20 protein-coding genes are annotated in these 19,319 nt (G+C 38.6%); 11 read left to right on the forward strand and 9 right to left on the reverse strand.

Annotated features, from left to right (window positions below):
• Positions 1-143: 143 nt before the first annotated feature.
• The 7 genes from B3D98_RS00375 to mnhG are packed head-to-tail and all read left to right on the forward strand — an operon-like array spanning position 144 to position 5,899.
• Entirely contained in the window at positions 144-2,555 is a 2,412-nt protein-coding gene (locus tag B3D98_RS00375; RefSeq protein ID WP_288579725.1) for a Na+/H+ antiporter subunit A, read from the forward strand.
• Positions 2,542-2,964, forward strand: coding sequence for a Na(+)/H(+) antiporter subunit B (locus tag B3D98_RS00380; protein WP_004228380.1), 423 nt, complete (start codon positions 2,542-2,544; stop codon positions 2,962-2,964). The genes B3D98_RS00375 and B3D98_RS00380 overlap by 14 nt, the downstream gene beginning before the upstream one ends.
• Positions 2,964-3,305, forward strand: coding sequence for a Na(+)/H(+) antiporter subunit C (locus tag B3D98_RS00385; protein WP_004228379.1), 342 nt, complete (start codon positions 2,964-2,966; stop codon positions 3,303-3,305). Before B3D98_RS00380 ends, B3D98_RS00385 begins: the two co-directional genes overlap by 1 nt.
• The gene (locus B3D98_RS00390) at positions 3,298-4,785 is read left to right on the forward strand and encodes a Na+/H+ antiporter subunit D (RefSeq protein ID WP_054549430.1); all 1,488 of its coding nucleotides are present in this window, start codon (positions 3,298-3,300) and stop codon (positions 4,783-4,785) included. The genes B3D98_RS00385 and B3D98_RS00390 overlap by 8 nt, the downstream gene beginning before the upstream one ends.
• Before the next feature lie 4 nt (positions 4,786-4,789).
• Complete coding sequence (locus B3D98_RS00395; RefSeq protein ID WP_048394455.1) at positions 4,790-5,269, forward strand: Na+/H+ antiporter subunit E; 480 nt, start codon at positions 4,790-4,792, stop codon at positions 5,267-5,269.
• Positions 5,266-5,547, forward strand: coding sequence for a Na(+)/H(+) antiporter subunit F1 (locus B3D98_RS00400; protein ID WP_004228375.1), 282 nt, complete (start codon positions 5,266-5,268; stop codon positions 5,545-5,547). Before B3D98_RS00395 ends, B3D98_RS00400 begins: the two co-directional genes overlap by 4 nt.
• Positions 5,531-5,899 carry a monovalent cation/H(+) antiporter subunit G gene (gene mnhG, locus B3D98_RS00405; protein ID WP_004228373.1) on the forward strand — a complete coding sequence of 123 codons (369 nt, stop codon included), beginning with the start codon at positions 5,531-5,533 and terminating at the stop codon, positions 5,897-5,899. The genes B3D98_RS00400 and mnhG overlap by 17 nt, the downstream gene beginning before the upstream one ends.
• Before the next feature lie 44 nt (positions 5,900-5,943).
• Here mnhG and cysC read toward each other — a convergent pair whose 3' ends face one another.
• The 4 genes from cysC to B3D98_RS00425 form a co-directional block, all read right to left on the reverse strand.
• Positions 5,944-6,537: an adenylyl-sulfate kinase gene (gene cysC, locus B3D98_RS00410; RefSeq protein WP_048394453.1), complete on the reverse strand. Its 594-nt coding sequence runs from the start codon at positions 6,535-6,537 to the stop codon at positions 5,944-5,946.
• Positions 6,534-7,673, reverse strand: coding sequence for a sulfate adenylyltransferase (gene sat / locus B3D98_RS00415; RefSeq protein ID WP_048394451.1), 1,140 nt, complete (start codon positions 7,671-7,673; stop codon positions 6,534-6,536). Before sat ends, cysC begins: the two co-directional genes overlap by 4 nt.
• A gap of 70 nt (positions 7,674-7,743) precedes the next feature.
• Complete coding sequence (locus B3D98_RS00420; protein ID WP_048394449.1) at positions 7,744-8,808, reverse strand: inorganic phosphate transporter; 1,065 nt, start codon at positions 8,806-8,808, stop codon at positions 7,744-7,746.
• A gap of 12 nt (positions 8,809-8,820) precedes the next feature.
• The gene (locus B3D98_RS00425) at positions 8,821-9,522 is read right to left on the reverse strand and encodes a phosphoadenylyl-sulfate reductase (protein WP_288579726.1); all 702 of its coding nucleotides are present in this window, start codon (positions 9,520-9,522) and stop codon (positions 8,821-8,823) included.
• A gap of 462 nt (positions 9,523-9,984) precedes the next feature.
• Here B3D98_RS00425 and B3D98_RS00430 point away from each other — a divergent pair, with 462 nt between their 5' ends.
• From B3D98_RS00430 to B3D98_RS00445, 4 genes are read left to right on the forward strand one after another with little or no spacing between them, the layout of a single operon-like run.
• Complete coding sequence (locus tag B3D98_RS00430; protein WP_288579727.1) at positions 9,985-11,037, forward strand: sulfate ABC transporter substrate-binding protein; 1,053 nt, start codon at positions 9,985-9,987, stop codon at positions 11,035-11,037.
• An 11-nt stretch (positions 11,038-11,048) separates the two neighbouring features.
• Positions 11,049-11,882 (forward strand): sulfate ABC transporter permease subunit CysT, encoded by an 834-nt coding sequence (cysT, locus tag B3D98_RS00435; RefSeq protein ID WP_048394444.1) that lies wholly within the window; start codon positions 11,049-11,051, stop codon positions 11,880-11,882.
• A gap of 10 nt (positions 11,883-11,892) precedes the next feature.
• Positions 11,893-12,768 carry a sulfate ABC transporter permease subunit CysW gene (gene cysW / locus B3D98_RS00440; RefSeq protein ID WP_048394442.1) on the forward strand — a complete coding sequence of 292 codons (876 nt, stop codon included), beginning with the start codon at positions 11,893-11,895 and terminating at the stop codon, positions 12,766-12,768.
• A 15-nt stretch (positions 12,769-12,783) separates the two neighbouring features.
• Positions 12,784-13,854 (forward strand): sulfate/molybdate ABC transporter ATP-binding protein, encoded by a 1,071-nt coding sequence (locus B3D98_RS00445; protein ID WP_066038182.1) that lies wholly within the window; start codon positions 12,784-12,786, stop codon positions 13,852-13,854.
• Between the two features lie 43 nt (positions 13,855-13,897).
• On the opposite strand, the gene cysI is transcribed toward B3D98_RS00445, so the two are convergent.
• From cysI to cobA, 5 genes are all read right to left on the reverse strand, one after another.
• Positions 13,898-15,613, reverse strand: a complete 1,716-nt coding sequence (gene cysI / locus B3D98_RS00450; RefSeq protein WP_048394438.1) for an assimilatory sulfite reductase (NADPH) hemoprotein subunit — start codon at positions 15,611-15,613, stop codon at positions 13,898-13,900.
• A 123-nt stretch (positions 15,614-15,736) separates the two neighbouring features.
• Positions 15,737-17,530: an assimilatory sulfite reductase (NADPH) flavoprotein subunit gene (locus B3D98_RS00455; RefSeq protein WP_288579728.1), complete on the reverse strand. Its 1,794-nt coding sequence runs from the start codon at positions 17,528-17,530 to the stop codon at positions 15,737-15,739.
• A gap of 43 nt (positions 17,531-17,573) precedes the next feature.
• Positions 17,574-17,723, reverse strand: a complete 150-nt coding sequence (locus B3D98_RS00460) for a YezD family protein (protein WP_004228347.1) — start codon at positions 17,721-17,723, stop codon at positions 17,574-17,576.
• A complete protein-coding gene (locus tag B3D98_RS00465) occupies positions 17,723-18,463 on the reverse strand; it encodes a sirohydrochlorin chelatase (RefSeq protein WP_257962021.1) in 741 nt (246 codons plus the stop codon). Before B3D98_RS00465 ends, B3D98_RS00460 begins: the two co-directional genes overlap by 1 nt.
• Before the next feature lie 12 nt (positions 18,464-18,475).
• Positions 18,476-19,249 (reverse strand): uroporphyrinogen-III C-methyltransferase, encoded by a 774-nt coding sequence (gene cobA, locus B3D98_RS00470; protein WP_112116474.1) that lies wholly within the window; start codon positions 19,247-19,249, stop codon positions 18,476-18,478.
• Between the last annotated feature and the right edge of the window lie 70 nt (positions 19,250-19,319).

Raw genomic sequence — 19,319 nt, forward strand, 5'->3', positions numbered from 1 at the left:
TCCTCTATTTTTATTGATAACTTCCTATTTATAATATAACGAAAATTCTCCAACGACCGCAAGCTAAATCCCAATAGTACATATGCATTCCCAATTAAAGTACGTTATAATTGATTTACTTACCTGCATAAAGGAGGGTTTTTTTGTTACAAGTACTTTATATTTTTATTCCAATGCTTGTTGCAATATTAGTGCCATTATTATATAAACGCATGAATAATATTCACACAGGTTGGTTTGTTCTTGCTGTACCTGTTACGCTTGCTGTTATTTATACAACATATATTGCTCAAGTTGCTAAAGGTGAAGTATTTACTGCAGAGCTACCTTGGATTCCATCGCTTGATATTTCCATCATCTCATATTTAGATGGACTTAGCTTATTATTCTCATTACTCATTACTGGAATTGGCTCGTTAGTTGTGCTTTACTCCATTTTTTACTTAGATAAACATAAAGAAAAATTACATAACTTTTATGTTTACTTACTGTTATTTATGTCAGCCATGCTGGGAGTAGTACAGTCAGATCATTTAATTACTCTCTATTTCTTCTGGGAGCTAACATCCATATCATCATTTTTACTCATCGGCTATTGGTATAATCGGGATGCCTCACGTTTCGGTGCATTAAAGTCTATGATGATTACAGTTGGCGGCGGTTTAATGATGTTAGGTGGCTTCGTTCTTCTTTATTTAATGGGAGGAACCTACTCGATTCGAGAATTGATAGTCATGGCACCAAATTTAGTAGACCAACCTTTATTCACTTGGTCACTTGTCCTATTACTCTTGGGAGCATTTACAAAATCCGCGCAATTCCCATTCTACATTTGGTTACCAGATGCCATGGAGGCGCCAACACCAGTAAGTGCATACCTTCACTCAGCTACAATGGTCAAAGCAGGTATCTATTTAGTTGCACGATTTACGCCGATATTTGCAGCCTCTGAACTTTGGGTGTGGCTTGTAACAGGTGTAGGTATCTTAACTTTATTCTGGGGTTCCTTCTTTGCAGTGAAGCAAACTGATTTAAAAGGTATTCTAGCATTCTCTACAGTCAGTCAGCTTGGGCTTATTATGTCACTACTCGGGGCAAGTGCTGTTGCTTTTCATGCAAATGGCTCAATCGATACCATAAAGTTTGCTGCATTTGCTGCCATTTTCCACCTTATTAATCATGCAACATTTAAAGGCAGTCTCTTCATGATTGCAGGCATTGTGGATCATGAAACTGGAACTCGAGATATTCGTAAACTAGGTGGTTTAATGAGTATTATGCCAATTAGTTTTACTGTGGCTGCAATAGGAAGTTTATCAATGGCTGGTCTTCCACCATTTAATGGGTTCTTAAGTAAAGAAATGTTTTTAACAGCCATGCTTGCACTTCAAAAGTTTGAATTCTTCGGCTTTGAAACATGGGGAGTACTCTTCCCTATTGTTGCGTGGATTGCTAGTATTTTTACATTTATCTATAGTTTCTATTTTGTTTTCAGAACATTTAATGGGAATTACAAACCAGAGCAGTTACCTCATAAACCACATGAGGCGCCGATTGGTATGCTAATTTCTCCTATTCTTTTAGCAGCTTTAGTTGTGACAATCTTCTTTATTCCAAACTTTATCGGTAATACCTTTGTAAAACCAGCCGTTCAAGCGATACAGCCATTTTTGTATGATTCACCTCAAGCTGTTGATATTCATGTATCTGCTTGGCATAGCATTACCCCAGAGTTACTGATGACCATTGGAATTATAATAGTTGGGGTATTGTTATTTGTTGCCTTACCAAAATGGCAAGGGATGTATCAACGATTCCCGCAAGCGTTAACATTAAACAATGCCTATGACAAAATCATGCAGGGATTAGATGTTGGCTTAAATCGTATTTCCCGACGCTATATGACAGGTTCTATGCGTCACTATTTACTCTATATGTTTAGCGGAATAACTATTATTGTTATCGGCTCTCTATTCGTGAAAGATGCATTTAGTATTTCATTCCAAGGAGCCTCACCAATTAATTTGTATGAAATTATCTTGATCGTAGTTTTATTAATTGGTACTGCCATCACCATCTTGGCCAAATCACGTTTAACAGCCATTATTGGGCTTGGTACTGTAGGCTATACAGTAGCCTTATTCTTTGTCATTTTTAACGCACCTGATTTAGCGCTGACACAGCTCGTTATAGAAACGATTTCAGTAGCACTATTTTTATTAGCATTTTACCATTTACCTAAGCTTGGTAAACGCGAGGAGCGAATGAGGTTCCAGTTAAATCGTGCCATTGTTTCCATTGCAGTTGGTGTGATGGTAACACTTGTTGCGCTATCAGCTCATTCTCAAAAACTAATTCCCTCTATTGCTAAGTACTACGAGGAAACCGTCTATTCTTTAGCTGGTGGTGGAAATATTGTAAACGTAATTTTAGTAGACTATCGAGGTTTCGATACATTGTTTGAAATTACAGTACTCGGTATAGCTGGCATGGCCATCTTAGCTATGATTAAGTTACGTATGAATAGAAAGGAGAACACTCATGAAAACAAATGATGTGATAATACAATTTACAGCTAAAATTGTATTTTTCATTATTTTCTTCTTCTCCATTCATATTTTTTTAGCTGGTCACTATACACCTGGTGGAGGCTTTGTTGGAGGGCTGTTAACATCAAGTGCACTTGTTCTTTTAGTGTTAGCCTATGATATCAACACAGTCCGCCATATTCTACCTATTAATTACACATATTTAACAGCCATTGGCTTACTATTAGCCCTTGCTACTGCGGCATACCCAATGTTTGTGGGCAAACCGTTTTTCACACATTTCTTTGATTATTTCGATTTACCGCTTCTAGGCAAACAGTCTTTACACACGGCTATGCTTTTTGATAGCGGGGTTTATTTGGTTGTTGTCGGCGTTACGATGACCATTATTCAAACGATTGGAGAGGATGAATAATGGAAATAATTATGGCCTTTGTGATCGGCTTTCTTTTTATGGCAGCGGTCTATTTAATCTTATCAAAAAGTTTATTGCGCATTATTATTGGAACAGGTCTGTTAAGTCATGGTGCTCATCTACTCATCTTAACAATGGGTGGTCTTGGTGGTGAAGCTCCACCTGTCTTAAACGAAGGAGCCAAAACATTTGCTGATCCCTTACCCCAAGCACTTATTTTAACTGCAATTGTTATAAGCTTTGGGGTGACAGCATTCTTCCTTGTACTTGCCTACCGTTCCTATCAAGAGCTTAACACGGATGATATTAGCTTAATGAGAGGAAGTGATGAGGATGAATAACTTCCTACTATTACCCATTATCATCCCGTTTTTCTTCGGTATGATTTTAATGTTTGGACAAAAAAATCTAACTTATCAGCGATCATTTTCATTACTTGGGATTGGACTAGCCCTCCTCTCTGCCCTCTCTCTGCTTTTAACAGTGAAAGAAGATGGTATTCAAAAGGTCACATTTGGAAATTGGCCTGTTCCTTACGGTATTACAATGGTATCTGATATGGTGTCTGCATTGCTCGTTACAACGACATTGCTTATTGCACTATTTGTTGTTTGGTATGGCTTCGGTTCTATCACGAAGGAACGCGAACGCTTCTTTTATTACCCTGGTATTATGTTTATTTTAACTGGGGTCAATGGTGCCTTTACAACAGGTGATATTTTTAACTTATTTGTGTTCTTTGAAGTATTGTTAATGGCTTCCTATTTACTCATCGTTTTAGGTGGTGAGAAGGGGCAACTGAAAGGGTCAATTAAATATATTTTAATTAATGTTATTTCTTCGGCATTATTTGTTATAACCGTGGCCTATTTATATTCTGTAGTAGGAACATTAAATATGGCTGATATTGCGGTAAAAATTGCTGAAATTAATCAACCAGGGATTATTACTGTTATTGCTGTACTATTTTTAATGGTATTTGGACTAAAAGCAGCTATTTTCCCATTATACTTTTGGCTTCCTACTTCGTATGCAGCAGCCCCGATCCCTGTCTTAACTCTATTTGGCGCTCTGCTCACAAAGGTTGGGGTCTATGCCATTACACGTACCTACACACTATTTTTTGTACATGATTTATCCTATACGCATGATTTACTAATGGCATTAGCTATTGCAACAATTGTGGCTGGTTGTATTGGAGCACTCGCTTATTTTGATGTAAAGCTCATTATTATCTATAACATTGTCATTGCAGTAGGTGTCATTTTATTTGGTGTCTCTCAAATGAATGAGGCTTCTTTAAAAGGAGCGATGTTTTATTTAATTCACGATATGCTGATTAAGGCAGCACTCTTTATGTTAATCGGCATTGTCATCTACATTACTGGTACATCTGACTTGCGTAAAATGGGTGGACTTATGAAAAAATACCCTGCACTGGGTTGGTGTTATTTAATAGCAGCTTTTGGCTTAGCTGGAATTCCACCACTTAGCGGGTTTGTTGGAAAGCTGTTAATTGTTCAGGGAGGCTTTGAGGCTGGAAGTATGTGGAGCAGTATTTTCATTTTAGCATCTTCACTGCTTGTTTTACTATCCGTGATTCGTATTTTCCTCTATGCCTTTTGGGGTGAGGAAAAAGAAACACAAGGTACCGTCGACAAATCTACCTATAAAATGCTGTTTATGCCTACTGCCTTGTTAGTACTTATTACGGTCGCATATGGTGTGGGTTCTGAATGGATTACGCCATTTATGGATGATGCTGCAAAACTATTAAATGATCCATCTATCTATATAGATGCTGTGATGAAGGAGGATTAGCACTATGGCATTTCAAATGATTTTAAATTTTGTACTTGCCTTTGTCTGGATGTTCCTTTCCTCTAATTACACAGCAACTGGTTTTATCATAGGATTCATGATGGGGATACTTTTACTTATTCTCATGCGGAGGTTTTTCAAGTCCCGTCTTTATGTCTATCGATTATGGGCCCTGCTAAAATTAACGTTGTTGTTCTTTAAAGAATTAATTTTAGCAAATGTTCAAGTGTTAAAAGTAGTGTTGAAGCCTAAACTGGACATGCAACCAGCCTTTTTTGCTTATCCAACTGTTTTAACACAAGACTGGGAAATTACGTTATTATCAAGTCTTATTACTTTAACACCAGGAACAGTTGTAGTGCATGTTTCGGATGATGCGAAAACATTGTATGTACATGCAATTGATATTAACGATGTGGATGAAGCCATTGCTTCCATTCGAGATTCATTTGAAAAAGCGATTTTGGAGGTGAGTAAATCATGACAACATTTATTATTGCTGTAATCGTAGTGATTTGCTTATCAATGATAGCGGTCATTTATCGAATGGTAAAAGGTCCTTCCGCATCCGATCGTGTTGTAGCTTTGGATTCACTTGGTGTTTCACTCATTTCCTTAATCGGACTATTTTCGATTTTAGTGGAAACAAGCTTCTTTCTTGAAATCATTTTATTGCTAGCAATTTTATCGTTTATCGGTACGATGGCTTTCTCTAAATTCATAGAGAAAGGAGATATCATCAAACGTGACAATTCTCGCTAATAGTTTAGTTATCTTTTTCATTACTGTTGGAGTACTCTTTATTGTCGTGACAGCTATCGGACTTGTCCGCTTACCTGATTTGTATACACGTGCACATGCCGCTTCAAAAAGTGCAACACTTGGCGTCATGTGTGTACTGATTGGTGTATTCTTTCACTTTTGGCTGATTGAAGATCATTTCAACCCTCGTATTTTACTGGGGATACTCTTCCTCTTTATTACTGGTCCTGTTGGCGGACACATTATGACGCGTTCTTCCTATATTGCTGGTGTTAAGCCTTGGAAAGGTACCGTACGTGATGAACTAGGTCCTGAAATTGACAGAATGAAAAAGGAACAAGGTGTAAAATAAACGTAAAAATCTGCCCGATTACTAAATCGAGCAGATTTTTTTAGTTAAATATATCCCTTGGCAGTTAAAATATTTGTCAGTTGCTCCACACATTCTTCAATGGAATGCTGTTCTGTATCCAAAATAACTTCTGGGTTAATCGGTTCTTCATATGGAGCGCTAATCCCTGTAAAATTAGCAATTTCAGCATTCCTTGCTTTTTTATACAAACCTTTAGGATCTCTTTTTTCACATGTTTCTACTGAACACTTTACAAAGACCTCTAAAAATTCACCATCCTCTACAAGTTCACGGACTACCTGACGATCTTCTCGATAAGGTGAAATAAAAGCCGTTAGCACAATTTGACCGCTCTCTATAAATAACTTTGAGACTTCACCTATTCGACGAATATTTTCTTTGCGCCCTGCCTCATCGAATCCTAAGTCACTATTTAAGCCATGACGCACATTATCACCATCTAATACGAAGGCTTGATTGCTCCTTTCAAATAATCGACGGGCAAATGCATTAGCCACTGATGATTTTCCTGAAGCAGATAAACCCGTAAACCATAAAATAAAGCTTTGATGTTTATTTTTTGAACGGCGTTCTTCTTTTGTAATGGAGGCTTCATGCCAAACAATGTTTGAACTCATTTCACTACCTCCTTACTCATGCCTTTAATTAAAATGTCTACGACTTCTTTACGACTGAATGTACTTGGTGGTACTTCTCCATTTCGTAGCATCTCACGTACCTTCGTTCCTGATAGAATGACATGGGCAGAGCTATCATGTGGACACGTCTTTGTCGTCGCCATGCCTTCACATTGCTGGCAATAAAAGCTATGCTCAAATTTCAGTGGGACAATTCCCAATTCATCTTCAGTAAACTGTTCAAAAATCTTTTGTGCATCATATGTGCCATAATAATCACCAACACCTGCATGATCACGACCAACAATAAAATGAGTACAGCCATAATTTTTTCTAACAAGTGCATGGAAAATAGCTTCCTTTGGTCCTGCATACCGCATAGCGGCTGGAAAAATACCTAATTGTACACGACTTTCAGGATAATAGTTTTTTAATAAAACCTCATAGCTCTCCATACGTATAGCAGCTGACACATCATCTGACTTTGTTTCACCCACAAGTGGATTTAGAAATAACCCATCAATCGTTTCAAGTGCTGCCTTTTGAATATATTCATGCGCCCTATGGACTGGATTACGTGTTTGGAAGCCAACAATAGTTTTCCATCCCTTGTCAGCAAATAATTGTCGCGTTTCTATTGGATCAAATGAATAAGCAGGGAACTTTTGTGTAAGACGTTTAATTAACGTAATTTTCCCTCCAACATAAATGGCAGGACGATCAAAAAGCTTTTGAACGCCCGGATGTGCTAAATCCTCTGTTCCATAGACAAGTAAAGCCTCTTTTCGTTTATTCGGCTCATAAATATCTGCTACTTCAATAACGCCATATACTTCATCACCATAAACCAGCTTCACCTCGTCACCAGGCTGTAAAATGGACGCTTTCTCTTTTGTAACAGGTAAGGTAATCGGAATACTCCATACTACACCTGATGCTAAACGACTTTGTGCCACGACTGACTCATAGTCTACTTGTGTTAAAAAACCTTCAATTGGGCTATACCCCCCTATAGCAATTAGCTCTAAATCACTCAACGAAATTGCATCCAGCTCAATTTCCTTATGAATAGTTGTGATTTTTTTTTCCGGATTAAATGCTTGCACAAGTAGTCCACCATGTGGTTGTAGACTCATAAAAATCTCCTCCTAATTCTAGTTAAATACTAAGTTTTGTAGTCAAAAGATAGTGATGATATGATTCAATTTAAATGCCTTCCCCTGCATCATAGATAGACTGCTCTTCTTCACGCATCGTACGCATCAGACTAATGACCCCTAGCGTCCCAACAATAATGCTGCCATTTAAAATAATGGCATAAAGGTCTTTTTCTAAAAATAACTGCACTAAAAAATAAGAAATGACTAATGAAAAGATGGGTGATACAACCCAAATACGTATAATTTTTTTCACAATATGCTTATGGAAGATTTGTTTTCCGTTTTTCGCCATCCCCATCCCAATGATGGATGAAGAAGTGACTTGTGTTAAGGGTACTGGAAGCCCAAAAATTGAGCTTACGCCAACAAGCAGTGCACCTGTACTTGAAATAAGAATGCCCTCTGCCTTTTGAAAGCGCACTATTTTTTTACCGTTTGTTTCAAGCACTCGTTTACCAAGTAGCAGAGCACCTATTGCGACAAATGCACCGCCAAGCACAATGCCCGTTGTCACATCCATCATTCCTGCTCCCACCAACGGCCCAACTGCATTGGCAACATTATTCATCCCCGCTGAAAATGCTTCGAAAAATCCTGCTAAAACAAGAAGAACAGTTAAAATTGGCCGATCTTTCAGCAACCCTGTGTTTTGTAACTTATATAATAACTTTCCACATACAAGAGCAATGACAAAGGCAACAAGCGGTACAATCACCCAAAATGATATAATGACAAGCAGCGAATTGACGAATAGTACTTTATAGGCAATTCCTACACCCACGACAGCACCCACTGTTACTTCACTCGTTGATAAGGGAATGCCTAAAAGATTGGCGAAAAATAACGAGCTTGTCGCAGAAATCAAGATAATGATGACAACCTTTACCGTAATATATTCCTGGGGCATAATGCCTGAGCTTATCGTTTTAACTACCTCTCCTCCGCCTAATACAGCTCCACTGTAGACGCCTATCGCGCATAAAAGCAATGCTTGCCACGCTTTTTTGATGGCACCTGCCCCATAAGCAACACCCATTGAGGCTGCTGCACCGCTTGCTCCTATGTTCATCGCAAAAAATAAACTAATAGCTATTGCAAAATATTCAAGCATGGCAGAACTCCTTTATTCATGTAACCCGCACTCGGTTTTACCAGAACCTTGCCATCTACCTGAACGTAAATCCTCCATTGTAAATGCTGGTTTCGTACAATGCTCACAGCCGATGCTTGGATAGCCTTGATCGTGTAACGGATTATATGGCAAACTGTGCTTCGAAACATAACGCCAGACATCCTTCCAAGTCCAATGAATCAATGGACAAACTTTAATCGATTTAAATTTATCGTCACGATTTAAAAAGTTTGTTTGTTGACGTGTTGGTGATTGCTCACGACGTAAACCTGATATCCAAGCCTTTTTACCTGATAAGGCTTCGTGTAAAGGTTTTATCTTACGAATATCACAGCACTTATTTGGGTTGGTTTTCCATAGTTCGTCACCATGTTGTGTAGCTTGTTGCTCAAGTGTAAGGGTTGGCTTTTTCATGACAATGTTGAGTTGTGGATATTTTTCTTTGACTTTACGAATGGTTTCATATGTTTCTTTAAAGTGTACATCTGTATCTAAAAATACAATCGTAGCGTTAGGCTTTACCTTTGAAATGAGATCAATTAAGACAATGCCCTCAATACCAAAGCTACATGCATAGACGATTTCATCTCCATATTCTTGATAGCTCCACTGTAAAACCTCTAGTGCAGCCTTATACATATCATCAACCTGAAAATCAATGATCGGTTCTTGCCAATTTTCGTAAGTTAACATCGAATCCCCCTCATAGCAAAAAAGGCGTTCTAACAAAAGACATAGGAAAAACAGGTCTTTGTTAAAACGCCTCTAGTTTGACTAGCCAGCTCTATATTTAATGATTGTTCACTAGTAGTTGTTACCTCGTACTACAATCATTCTTCTTATTACCAAATATATACTAAAGTACACCAAGCAGTCAACTAGGTTTTTTAAATATCTTTTCCATACACCCATTTTTTTTGCTCTTTGCTGCATATGATGAGTGGTATCTAAGGACACTTTTATTAATTTTCAAAATAAATAATCTTTTTTATAATTCCTTGTTGACTAATAGGAAATATATGTTTAATGTATTACTAAAGCTTTGACCTAAAAAAACGCTGATCAGAGGATCTGAAGGCCATCTACCCAATGTTGTCATGTCATTGTGGGTGATGGCTTTTTGCATTCTTAAGACAGAAAAGGGGCGGATTAACTATGAAAAAAAAGAGCTATGTTCTACAATCCATGGCATTATTAACTATTCTAACGCTTAGTTTAACTGGCTGTGGAAGTGCTAACTCAGATGAAAAAGCAAGCGGTCAAGAAGACAAGAAGTCTGTAGAGCTACTAAATGTTTCCTATGATCCAACACGGGAGCTTTACGATGAGTTCAACAAAGATTTTATAAAAAAATGGAAGGATGATACTGGCCAAGACGTCACAATCAATCAATCACATGGTGGATCTGGCAAACAGGGGCGTGCAGTTATTGATGGTCTTGAAGCCGACGTTGTGACACTCGCACTCGCTTACGATATTGATGAAATTGCTCAAACTCGTGAGCTGCTGAATAAAGATTGGCAAACCGAATTTGATCTTAATTCGACTCCCTATACATCTACAATTGTTTTTTTAGTTCGCAAGGGCAATCCTAAAAACATACAAGATTGGGATGATTTGATTCAAGATGATGTATCTGTCATAACGCCTAATCCCAAAACATCTGGAGGTGCACGGTGGAACTACTTAGCTGCTTGGGCTTATGCCGGAAAGTTATATAACAATGATGAGACAAAAATAAAAGAATTTATGAAATCACTTTACAGCAATGTAGAAGTACTTGATTCTGGCGCTCGTGGAGCTACAACAACATTCGTAGAACGTAAAATTGGAGATGTCTTAATTGCGTGGGAAAATGAAGCATACCTCTCTCTCAATGAATTAGGTAAGGATGAATTTGAAATCATCACGCCTTCTTTAAGTATTTTAGCAGAGCCACCAGTTGCAGTTGTAGACAAAATCGTAGATAAAAAAGGGACACGTGAAGTCGCTGAAGCTTACTTACAGCATTTATATAGTGATACAGGGCAAGAAATTGCGGCGAAAAATTATTATCGACCACGTAGTGAAACGATTCTAGCAAAGTATAAAGATCAATTCCCTCAGCTTGAACTTGTTTCCATCGATGATTTTGGTGGTTGGTCACAAGCACAAGCAACCCATTTTAAAGATGGTGGTACCTTTGATGAAATATACGTACCACAATAAGGAGCGTTTTGATGAGCAGTTTAATCATTCCTAAAAAATCGCGTCGAATTATTCCAGGCTTTCATTTATCTCTTGGTTATACAATGCTTTACGTAAGTTTACTAGTGTTACTACCACTTTCCATGATTTTCATTCATACCATGTCCTTAAGCTGGTCAGCATTTATAGATATCATTACAGATCCCCGTGCTGTTGCTTCCTACAAAGTGAGCTTCAGCACTGCACTGATTGCAGGCTTACTAAATGTTTTTTTCGGTACGACTATTGCATGGGTTCTCGTTCGCTATCAATTTCCCTTTAAACGAATCATTGATGGGCTTGTAGACTTACCTTTTGCATTGCCTACTGCTGTCGCTGGAATTGCTTTAACATCTCTTTATGCACCAAATGGTTGGATTGGTCAATTTTTTGATTTTAAAATTGCCTTTACACCTCTTGGCATCATTATTGCTTTAACCTTTATCGGGCTACCATTTGTTGTACGAACGGTCCAGCCCGTTTTACAAAATATCAGTGCTGAGGTGGAGGAAGCTTCGGCAAGCCTTGGAGCCAATCGTTTACAAACCTTCCGTAAAGTCATCTTACCAGAGCTAGTACCAGCAATTTTAACTGGCTTTTCCCTGGCCTTTGCGCGCGCTTTAGGTGAATATGGCTCGGTTGTTTTTATTGCAGGAAATATGCCGATGAAAACGGAAATTACGCCGTTAATTATTATGACAAAGCTTGAGCAATATGATTATGCGGGGGCAACTGCCATAGCTGTTGTCATGCTTGTGACATCCTTTATTTTGTTGTTCACCATTAACTTGATACAATGGCTAGCCAATCGTCGGTTTGTACATTAGGAGGTACTATATGGAACAATCAACTTTTATTCAGCAGGCTAGTACAGGAAAAAGGAAAGCAGCTACACAGACTGCTGCCTTACAGGAGCCTCGTATTATTCGCTATACGTTAATATTTATTGCCTTAGCTTTTTTAGCTTTCTTTATCGTACTACCTTTAGTATCTATTTTTATTACAGCCTTTCAAAAAGGATCCGATGTTTACTTTGCTGCGATTACACATCCAGATGCATTAGCTGCTATTAAGCTTACATTAATCGTCGTAGCCATTACTGTACCCCTCAATGCGATCTTTGGCGTAATGGCTGCCTGGGCACTTACAAAGTTTAATTTTAAGGGAAAAAATCTATTACTTACTATGGTAGATTTACCTTTTGCAGTTTCACCTGTTATCGCAGGTTTAGTGTTTATTTTATTGTTTGGCTCACAGGGACTATTTGGTGAATGGTTGTTTGCACATGATATTAAAATTGTTTTTGCACTACCTGGCATTGTCCTTGCCACAATTTTCGTCACATTGCCCTTTGTTGCACGTGAATTAATACCGCTGATGCAAACCCAAGGTATATCTGAGGAAGAAGCGTCCATTTCATTGGGGGCAAGTGGCTTTAAAACCTTTTGGTATGTCACTTTACCCAATATTAAATGGGGACTATTCTATGGTTTGATTTTATGTAATGCACGAGCCATCGGAGAATTCGGGGCTGTGTCTGTGGTATCTGGTCATATCCGTGGCATGACAAATACGATGCCCCTTCATATTGAAATTCTCTATAATGAATATCAATTTGCAGCAGCCTTTGCAGTTGCTTCCTTAATGAGCGTAATGGCCATCTTTACATTAATTGTGAAAGACATTATTGCTTGGAAATCAAAATCTAGTTAAAAGGAGATGGTCTCAATGAGTATACAAATTCAAAACGTATCCAAAAAATATGGGTCCTTTCAGGCACTAGAGGATATATCCGTACATATTCAGTCTGGGGAGCTAGTAGCACTGCTTGGCCCTTCTGGATCAGGAAAAACCTCATTATTACGTGTGATTGCTGGGCTTGAAACAACGGATGTCGGCAATATTTTATTTGATGGTCAATCCATCACAGATCGTCATCCAAAGGAACGCAATGTGGGCTTTGTCTTTCAACATTATGCGCTTTTTCGCCATATGACGGTCTTTGACAATGTAGCTTATGGCCTGAAGGTACGTCCTCGAAAAAGCAGACCTTCAAAACAACAAATCAAAGATAAAGTGATGGAATTATTGCAACTTGTGAAGCTTGAAAATTTCTCAGATCGATATCCAACACAGCTCTCAGGTGGGCAACGACAACGTGTCGCACTGGCAAGAGCGCTTGCTGTAGAGCCAAAGGTACTGTTACTAGATGAACCATTTGGAGCTCTCGATGCAAAAGTACGCAAGGAGTTACGTCGCTGGCTTCGAAAGTTACATGATGAATTTCATATTACAAGTATTTTTGTGACACATGACCAAGAGGAAGCTCTCGATGTTGCAGATCGCATTGTGGTCATGAATAATGGCAAAATCGAGCAAATTGGTAGTCCAGATGAGGTCTATACAAATCCCAAAAGTCCATTTGTCTATGACTTCTTGGGCAATGTTAATCTATTTAAAGGTCGCTTACATAATGGTAAGCTCATGCAGGGTGAAGTTGCACTTGATGTACCTGATGCCCTAACACATTCAGAGGACAATGCGATAGGCTATGTACGTCCACATGATATTCAGATTGAGAAAACAAGTATTTCAGGTACAGTTCCTGTTAAAATCAGCCACATTCATTTGCTGGGACCTATCGTTCAAATTGAACTACGCCGTGAGGATCTTGATGAATTTTTAGAAGCGGAGTTATCAAAAGAACAATTTCATCTTCTTCAACTGAAGGTGGGCGATCAGGTATTTGTAAAGCCGAAACAATTAAAGGTATTTATTCCTGAAGATTATTCTATATAAAAAACCATGTAGCAAATTTTTCTTTGCTACATGGTTTTTATTTTTAATGAAATTCTCTTCCATCATAGACAGCTGTGACATACCCAGCACGAATGACAAAGTCTCCAAAATGTTCGCCCTCTAAACGTTCCTTTGAAAAATGCAGAAGAATTGGTCGTAGCTCTGCTAAAATTTCCTCCTCACCAATATTTTCACGATAGATTTTATTTAAGCGATTGCCTGTAAAACTTGCACCAAGGTACATATTGTATTTACCTGGCCCTTTGCCAATAAAGCCGATTTCACCCATTGCTGCACGTGAACAGCCATTTGGACAACCAGACATGCGAATAACAATTTCTGTTTCATTTAAGCCAGCCTCATCAATAATGGCATCAATTTTTGTTATAAGAGAAGGTAAATAGCGTTCTGCTTCTGCCATGGCTAAGCCACATGTCGGTAATGAGACACAGGCAATGGAATTGCGGCGTAAGGCAGAATAATGCGCACCGTCTGTTAGCTTGTATTGTTCAATAAGCGTATTTATTTGTTTCTTTTTCTGGGGTGTTACATTGCTAATCATTAGGTTTTGGTTCGGTGTTAAACGAAAATCACCCGTGTGCACCTTAGCTATTTCACGTAAGCCAGTTAACAACTGATAATTCTCAAAGTCTTTTATACGGCCATTTTGAATAAATAACGTATAATGCCAATGACCATCTGCACCTTTAATCCAGCCAAATTCATCACCTGTACGCTCAAAAGTATAAGGACGAGCCTGCTGAATTTCCCAGCCTAGACGACGCGTTAATTCTTCTTGGAACCATTCAAGTCCTCTCGCATCAATCGTGTATTTAAATCGTGCATTTTTACGGACAGAGCGATTCCCATAATCACGCTGTATCGTTATTATTTTTTCTGCTGTTTCTAGTAATTTATCTGGCGTTATAAAGCCAATTTCACGAGCAAGCTGTGGATAGGTTTCATGATCACCATGTGTCATGCCCATGCCTCCACCAACCGCTACGTTAAAACCAACAAGCTGATTGTCTTCAACGATGGCAATCAGTCCGATATCTTGTGAAAAAACATCTACATCATTACTTGGTGGAATCGCAATACCAATTTTAAATTTACGCGGCAAATATTGAGCTCCATAAATCGGTTCAATTTCTACATCCTGACTATCTACTACCTTTTCTCCATCTAACCATAATTCATGATAAGCACGTGTTCTCGGCAGTAAATGCTCACTTAGTTTTGCAGACCAATTATAAACCTCTTCATGTAATGCAGACTGGTTTGGATTGACATTACACATCACATTACGGTTCACATCTCCACATGCAGCAAGAGAATCCAATAACACCTCATTGATTTCCTGCATATATTTTTTAACATTCCATTTTAAAATGCCATGTACTTGAAATGCTTGGCGTGTTGTTAATTTTAAAGAGCCATTGCCATACTTTCTAGCCATTTCATCCATCACAAGCCATTGCGCTGGGGTAGCTGCTCCACCTGGTGTTCGTACACGTACCATAAATTGATAGGCCGGTTCCAGCTTTTGTTTCTGACGTTCATTCCGAAGATCTCGATCGTCCTGTAAGTAACTGCCATGAAATTTCATAAGGCGATTATCGTCCTCTGGGATACCAGAGCTTAATGGATTATTCATGGTACGTTCGAGTGTTCCACGTAGGTAATTACTTTCGGTTTTAATACGCTCTACATCACTTGGTTTCCCGGGCTGTGGAGGTAACACTATTTTTTCAGTCATTCTTTATCGCTCCTTTAATCCATTACACCTCAGCGTATTGGGCATACCTGAGGGTTTACTTGCTAACAAAGAGATCAACTCATTAATAAGGGAAGGTTTTCGAGAAATTTGTGTTGAACTCCATTAATAAACGTCACGTTGGTAGCGTTTTTGCTGTTTTAATTCATTCACATAGGCTTTTGCTTCCTCTGGTGTTTTCTGTCCTTGCTGCTCAATAATTTGATGAATGGTTGCATCCACATCAGATGCCATTGATTTTTCGTCACCACATACATAAATGACAGCCCCCTGCTCCAGCCACTCATAAAAACTTGCGGCATTTTCTTGCAATTTATGTTGAACATAGATTTTTTGGTCTGTATCACGTGAAAAGGCTACATGCATGTGACTTAATGTGCCAGCAGCTAGCCAACGTTGCCAATCCGTTTGATAGAGGAAATCCGTAACAAAATGCTGATCACCAAAGATGAGCCATGCTTTCCCCTCAATCCCTAACTCTTCTCGCTCCTCTAGAAAAGCTCGATATGGTGCAACACCTGTGCCTGCACCAATCATAATAATTGGCGTTTCATTATTCTCTGGCAATCTGAAATTCGGATTTTTATGAACATAGATTGGTAATGTATCACCTATTTGTATTCGTTCTGCCACACTTCCAGAGCAAACACCAAGACGTTGTCTACCTGCTGTTTCATAGCTTACCTTGCCAATCGTTAAATGAACCTCTTCGCTATTGGCCTTTTGGCTACTAGCAATAGAATAAAGTCGAGCTGGAATTTTACGCAGTAACTCTACAAATTGCTGTGCACTCCAAGTAAATGGTGTAAATTCCTCTACTAGGTCGAGCAAGTCTCTTCCTTTTGCATAGTCCTTCCAGGCTTTTGGTTCTTCAAATAGCTTAGAAAATTCTTTATGCTCTGTATAAGCAGCAATTTTTTCGAGTAACGGTTTAGATAACACCGTAATTTCTAATTTTTTCTGTAGTGCTTCTTTTATTGTTATTGTTTCATCAAAAACAGTCACTTCTGTCTCCGAATCAAATTGAAGTGCTGTCAGCAATGCATTGACTAATTGTTCATCATTCTCTGGCAGAATGCCAATGCTATCGCCAGGTTCAAAATGAAAATTAGCTCCCTCAATCGATAATTCAAGATGACGCGTCTCTTTATTGGAGCCACGACCATTTAGATTTATATTTTCAAGTACTTCAGCGTAAAATGGATTTTTTCTTGAATATGTAGATTCTTCAAGTACTTGCGCCCCTTCGGTGTGTGCTGAAGTAGACGTTGCTGAAGTTGTATGCTGAAGAAATTCCTGTTGAACCGCGGAGAACCACTGTGCAGCTGCGTCATCATAATCTACATCGCAATCTATACGAGGAACAATTCTTGTTGCACCTAATTGCGCAAATCGCTCATCGAAGTCCTTACCTGTCTTACAAAAAAATTCATAGGAGCTATCCCCTAAAGCAAGAACCGAATATTGTAGGTGTTCTAATTTAGGCGCCCGCTTGCTATGCAAAAATTCATAGAATTGTATCGCTTGATCTGGTGGATCTCCCTCTCCATGTGTACTCACAATAAGTAATAGATTGGTGATCTTTTTTAAATTACTAGCTTTAAATTTCCCTAATGATGAGACAGTTACATCTACCTGCTGCTCTTTTAAAGCTGCTGCATACTTTTCAGCTAATCCTTGACTATTGCCTGTTTGGGAACCATATAAAATTGTTATTGTTTTGGTAATCGGCTGGGCTGCTGGTGGTGCCTGTTCAACAATTGCTTCAAGAGTTGCTTGGGGAGCACTTAGGTAACCGTTTAGCCAAAATTTTTGTTCAATTGTTAATTTAGGGAGAAGCTCGTTTAATAACTTCACCTGCTCTTCATTAAATGGACTGTTTATTACTTGTAATTTCAATCTTTGCCACCTCACGAATCATCTTCATTTCATATTTTTTAATTTATCGAAGCCTTATTTTTTCCTTTTTCTCAATCTGAACCACATAGGAATTTTGAACAATCAATGTAATTGATCCGTGGTTCACAGTATTTAACATTTGGCGGACATTATCTAATGCTAGATTTACATTTTCAGTTCTTTTATCTACCATTACGAAACACCTTCCTCTTTAAAATGTAGTAATTCATCAATACGTTCCACTAATACTTTTTTCACATTGTCGTCATAGCCTAAGCTTTCACATAACATAATGTTTTGACTGTCAAAGCCTTGTAATCGCTTGGCAATACTTTGTCTTAAAATGCCTGTAAATAATAAATAAGGGACAATAAAAACTTGCTGTTGCTTCCCTTTAACTTGCAGTAACCAGTCTTCAAAGGTTGGTCCCATTCCGTATAAGAAGCATGTATCAACGGCTTTATAGTGATATTTAGTACGTAGCCTTTTGGCAATTTTGGCTAAATCCCTCTTGACGGCTGGATCACTACTCCCACGTCCTATGAGTAAAACACTCGCATTGCTGTTAGGTTGCTGTTTTTCTATTATCCTAGCTTGTAATGTGTCAATTAATCGTTCATGAATGCCAAGAGGCTCACCATATGTAAACTTTACATATGGGTATAGTTTTTGAGCTTTTGCCATTTCTTTCGGAATATCATGCTTTGCGTGTTGAGCAGCTAGTAGGAGAATAGGCATTACGGCAATCGCTGTTGCCCCTTTCCGAATACAGCTAGCAATGCCTTCTGCAATGGTTGGTGTTGCCAGCTCTAGAAAGCATATTTCCTGTATAGCTACTGTCACTTCTTGTTGTACGCCTTGAAGAAAGTTTACGGCCTGCTCTACACCTTCCTTGACACGACTGCCATGTGCAATATATAAAATAGCCTGCATAATCCCACAACCTTATCCCGTTATTTGGATTGGCTGTGCGGGGTTTTGCTCAAACCAATGAATGGTTTCTCTTAAGGTCACAACCTTCCCTACTAATATGATGCTAGGGTTATGAATATTTTCTGTACGCACAATTTCCTCAATTGTAGCTAAAGTCCCCGTAACAGTTCTTTGCTTAGTAGAAACTGTTCCCCAGTGAATAACTGCCACAGGCGTTTTTTCATCACGGCCAAATTTGAGTAATTGTTGACGGATATACGGAAGATTACCAACACCCATATAAATGGCAATCGTATCAATTCCTTTTGCAAGACTTTCCCAACGGATAGCATCTTCTTTTCCATCCTGCATATGCCCAGTAACCATAGCAAAACTTGAACCTAAGTTACGATGTGTGACAGGAATACCTGCATATGCTGGAGCTGCTATACCTGACGTAATACCAGGCACAATTTCAAAGGGAATTTGATGCTTCGCTAACACATCTGCCTCCTCTGCCCCTCTACCAAAAACAAATGGGTCTCCTCCTTTTAATCTTGTGACAACATATCCTTGTTGGGCATAATCAACAAGCGTTTGGTTGATTTGCTCCTGAATCATGGCATGTTGCTGAGGCAATTTCCCGCAAAAGATTAATTTAGCGTCTTTCTTGGCATAGGCTAATAGCTCTTTATTAATGAGTCTGTCATATAAAATGACATCTGCACATTCAATGCAACGTAATCCTTTAATCGTAAGGAGGTCAACATCTCCAGGACCTGCACCAACAATATAAACTTTCCCCATTTCATCTCACTCCTTCTGTCAATTACGCCTCGTTGTCATGGCATTTCAGATTGATTAAACTTACTAATAA

The sequence above is a fragment of the Lysinibacillus sp. UBA5994 genome (assembly GCF_002429725.1).
Classification (GTDB): Bacteria; Bacillota; Bacilli; order Bacillales_A; family Planococcaceae; genus Lysinibacillus; species Lysinibacillus capsici.

Excerpts from the sequence above, each read along its gene's own strand:
- B3D98_RS00380 (WP_004228380.1), top strand. The coding sequence starts at position 2,542 with ATGAAAACAAATGATGTGATAATACAATTTACAGCTAAAATTGTATTT.
- B3D98_RS00385 (WP_004228379.1), top strand. The coding sequence starts at position 2,964 with ATGGAAATAATTATGGCCTTTGTGATCGGCTTTCTTTTTATGGCAGCG.
- B3D98_RS00390 (WP_054549430.1), top strand. The coding sequence starts at position 3,298 with ATGAATAACTTCCTACTATTACCCATTATCATCCCGTTTTTCTTCGGT.
- B3D98_RS00395 (WP_048394455.1), top strand. The coding sequence starts at position 4,790 with ATGGCATTTCAAATGATTTTAAATTTTGTACTTGCCTTTGTCTGGATG.
- B3D98_RS00400 (WP_004228375.1), top strand. The coding sequence starts at position 5,266 with ATGACAACATTTATTATTGCTGTAATCGTAGTGATTTGCTTATCAATG.
- cysC (WP_048394453.1), bottom strand. The coding sequence starts at position 6,537 with ATGAGTTCAAACATTGTTTGGCATGAAGCCTCCATTACAAAAGAAGAA.
- sat (WP_048394451.1), bottom strand. The coding sequence starts at position 7,673 with ATGAGTCTACAACCACATGGTGGACTACTTGTGCAAGCATTTAATCCG.
- B3D98_RS00420 (WP_048394449.1), bottom strand. The coding sequence starts at position 8,808 with ATGCTTGAATATTTTGCAATAGCTATTAGTTTATTTTTTGCGATGAAC.
- B3D98_RS00425 (WP_288579726.1), bottom strand. The coding sequence starts at position 9,522 with ATGTTAACTTACGAAAATTGGCAAGAACCGATCATTGATTTTCAGGTT.
- B3D98_RS00430 (WP_288579727.1), top strand. The coding sequence starts at position 9,985 with ATGAAAAAAAAGAGCTATGTTCTACAATCCATGGCATTATTAACTATT.
- cysT (WP_048394444.1), top strand. The coding sequence starts at position 11,049 with ATGAGCAGTTTAATCATTCCTAAAAAATCGCGTCGAATTATTCCAGGC.
- cysW (WP_048394442.1), top strand. The coding sequence starts at position 11,893 with ATGGAACAATCAACTTTTATTCAGCAGGCTAGTACAGGAAAAAGGAAA.
- B3D98_RS00445 (WP_066038182.1), top strand. The coding sequence starts at position 12,784 with ATGAGTATACAAATTCAAAACGTATCCAAAAAATATGGGTCCTTTCAG.
- cysI (WP_048394438.1), bottom strand. The coding sequence starts at position 15,613 with ATGACTGAAAAAATAGTGTTACCTCCACAGCCCGGGAAACCAAGTGAT.
- B3D98_RS00460 (WP_004228347.1), bottom strand. The coding sequence starts at position 17,723 with ATGGTAGATAAAAGAACTGAAAATGTAAATCTAGCATTAGATAATGTC.
- B3D98_RS00465 (WP_257962021.1), bottom strand. The coding sequence starts at position 18,463 with ATGCAGGCTATTTTATATATTGCACATGGCAGTCGTGTCAAGGAAGGT.
- cobA (WP_112116474.1), bottom strand. The coding sequence starts at position 19,249 with ATGGGGAAAGTTTATATTGTTGGTGCAGGTCCTGGAGATGTTGACCTC.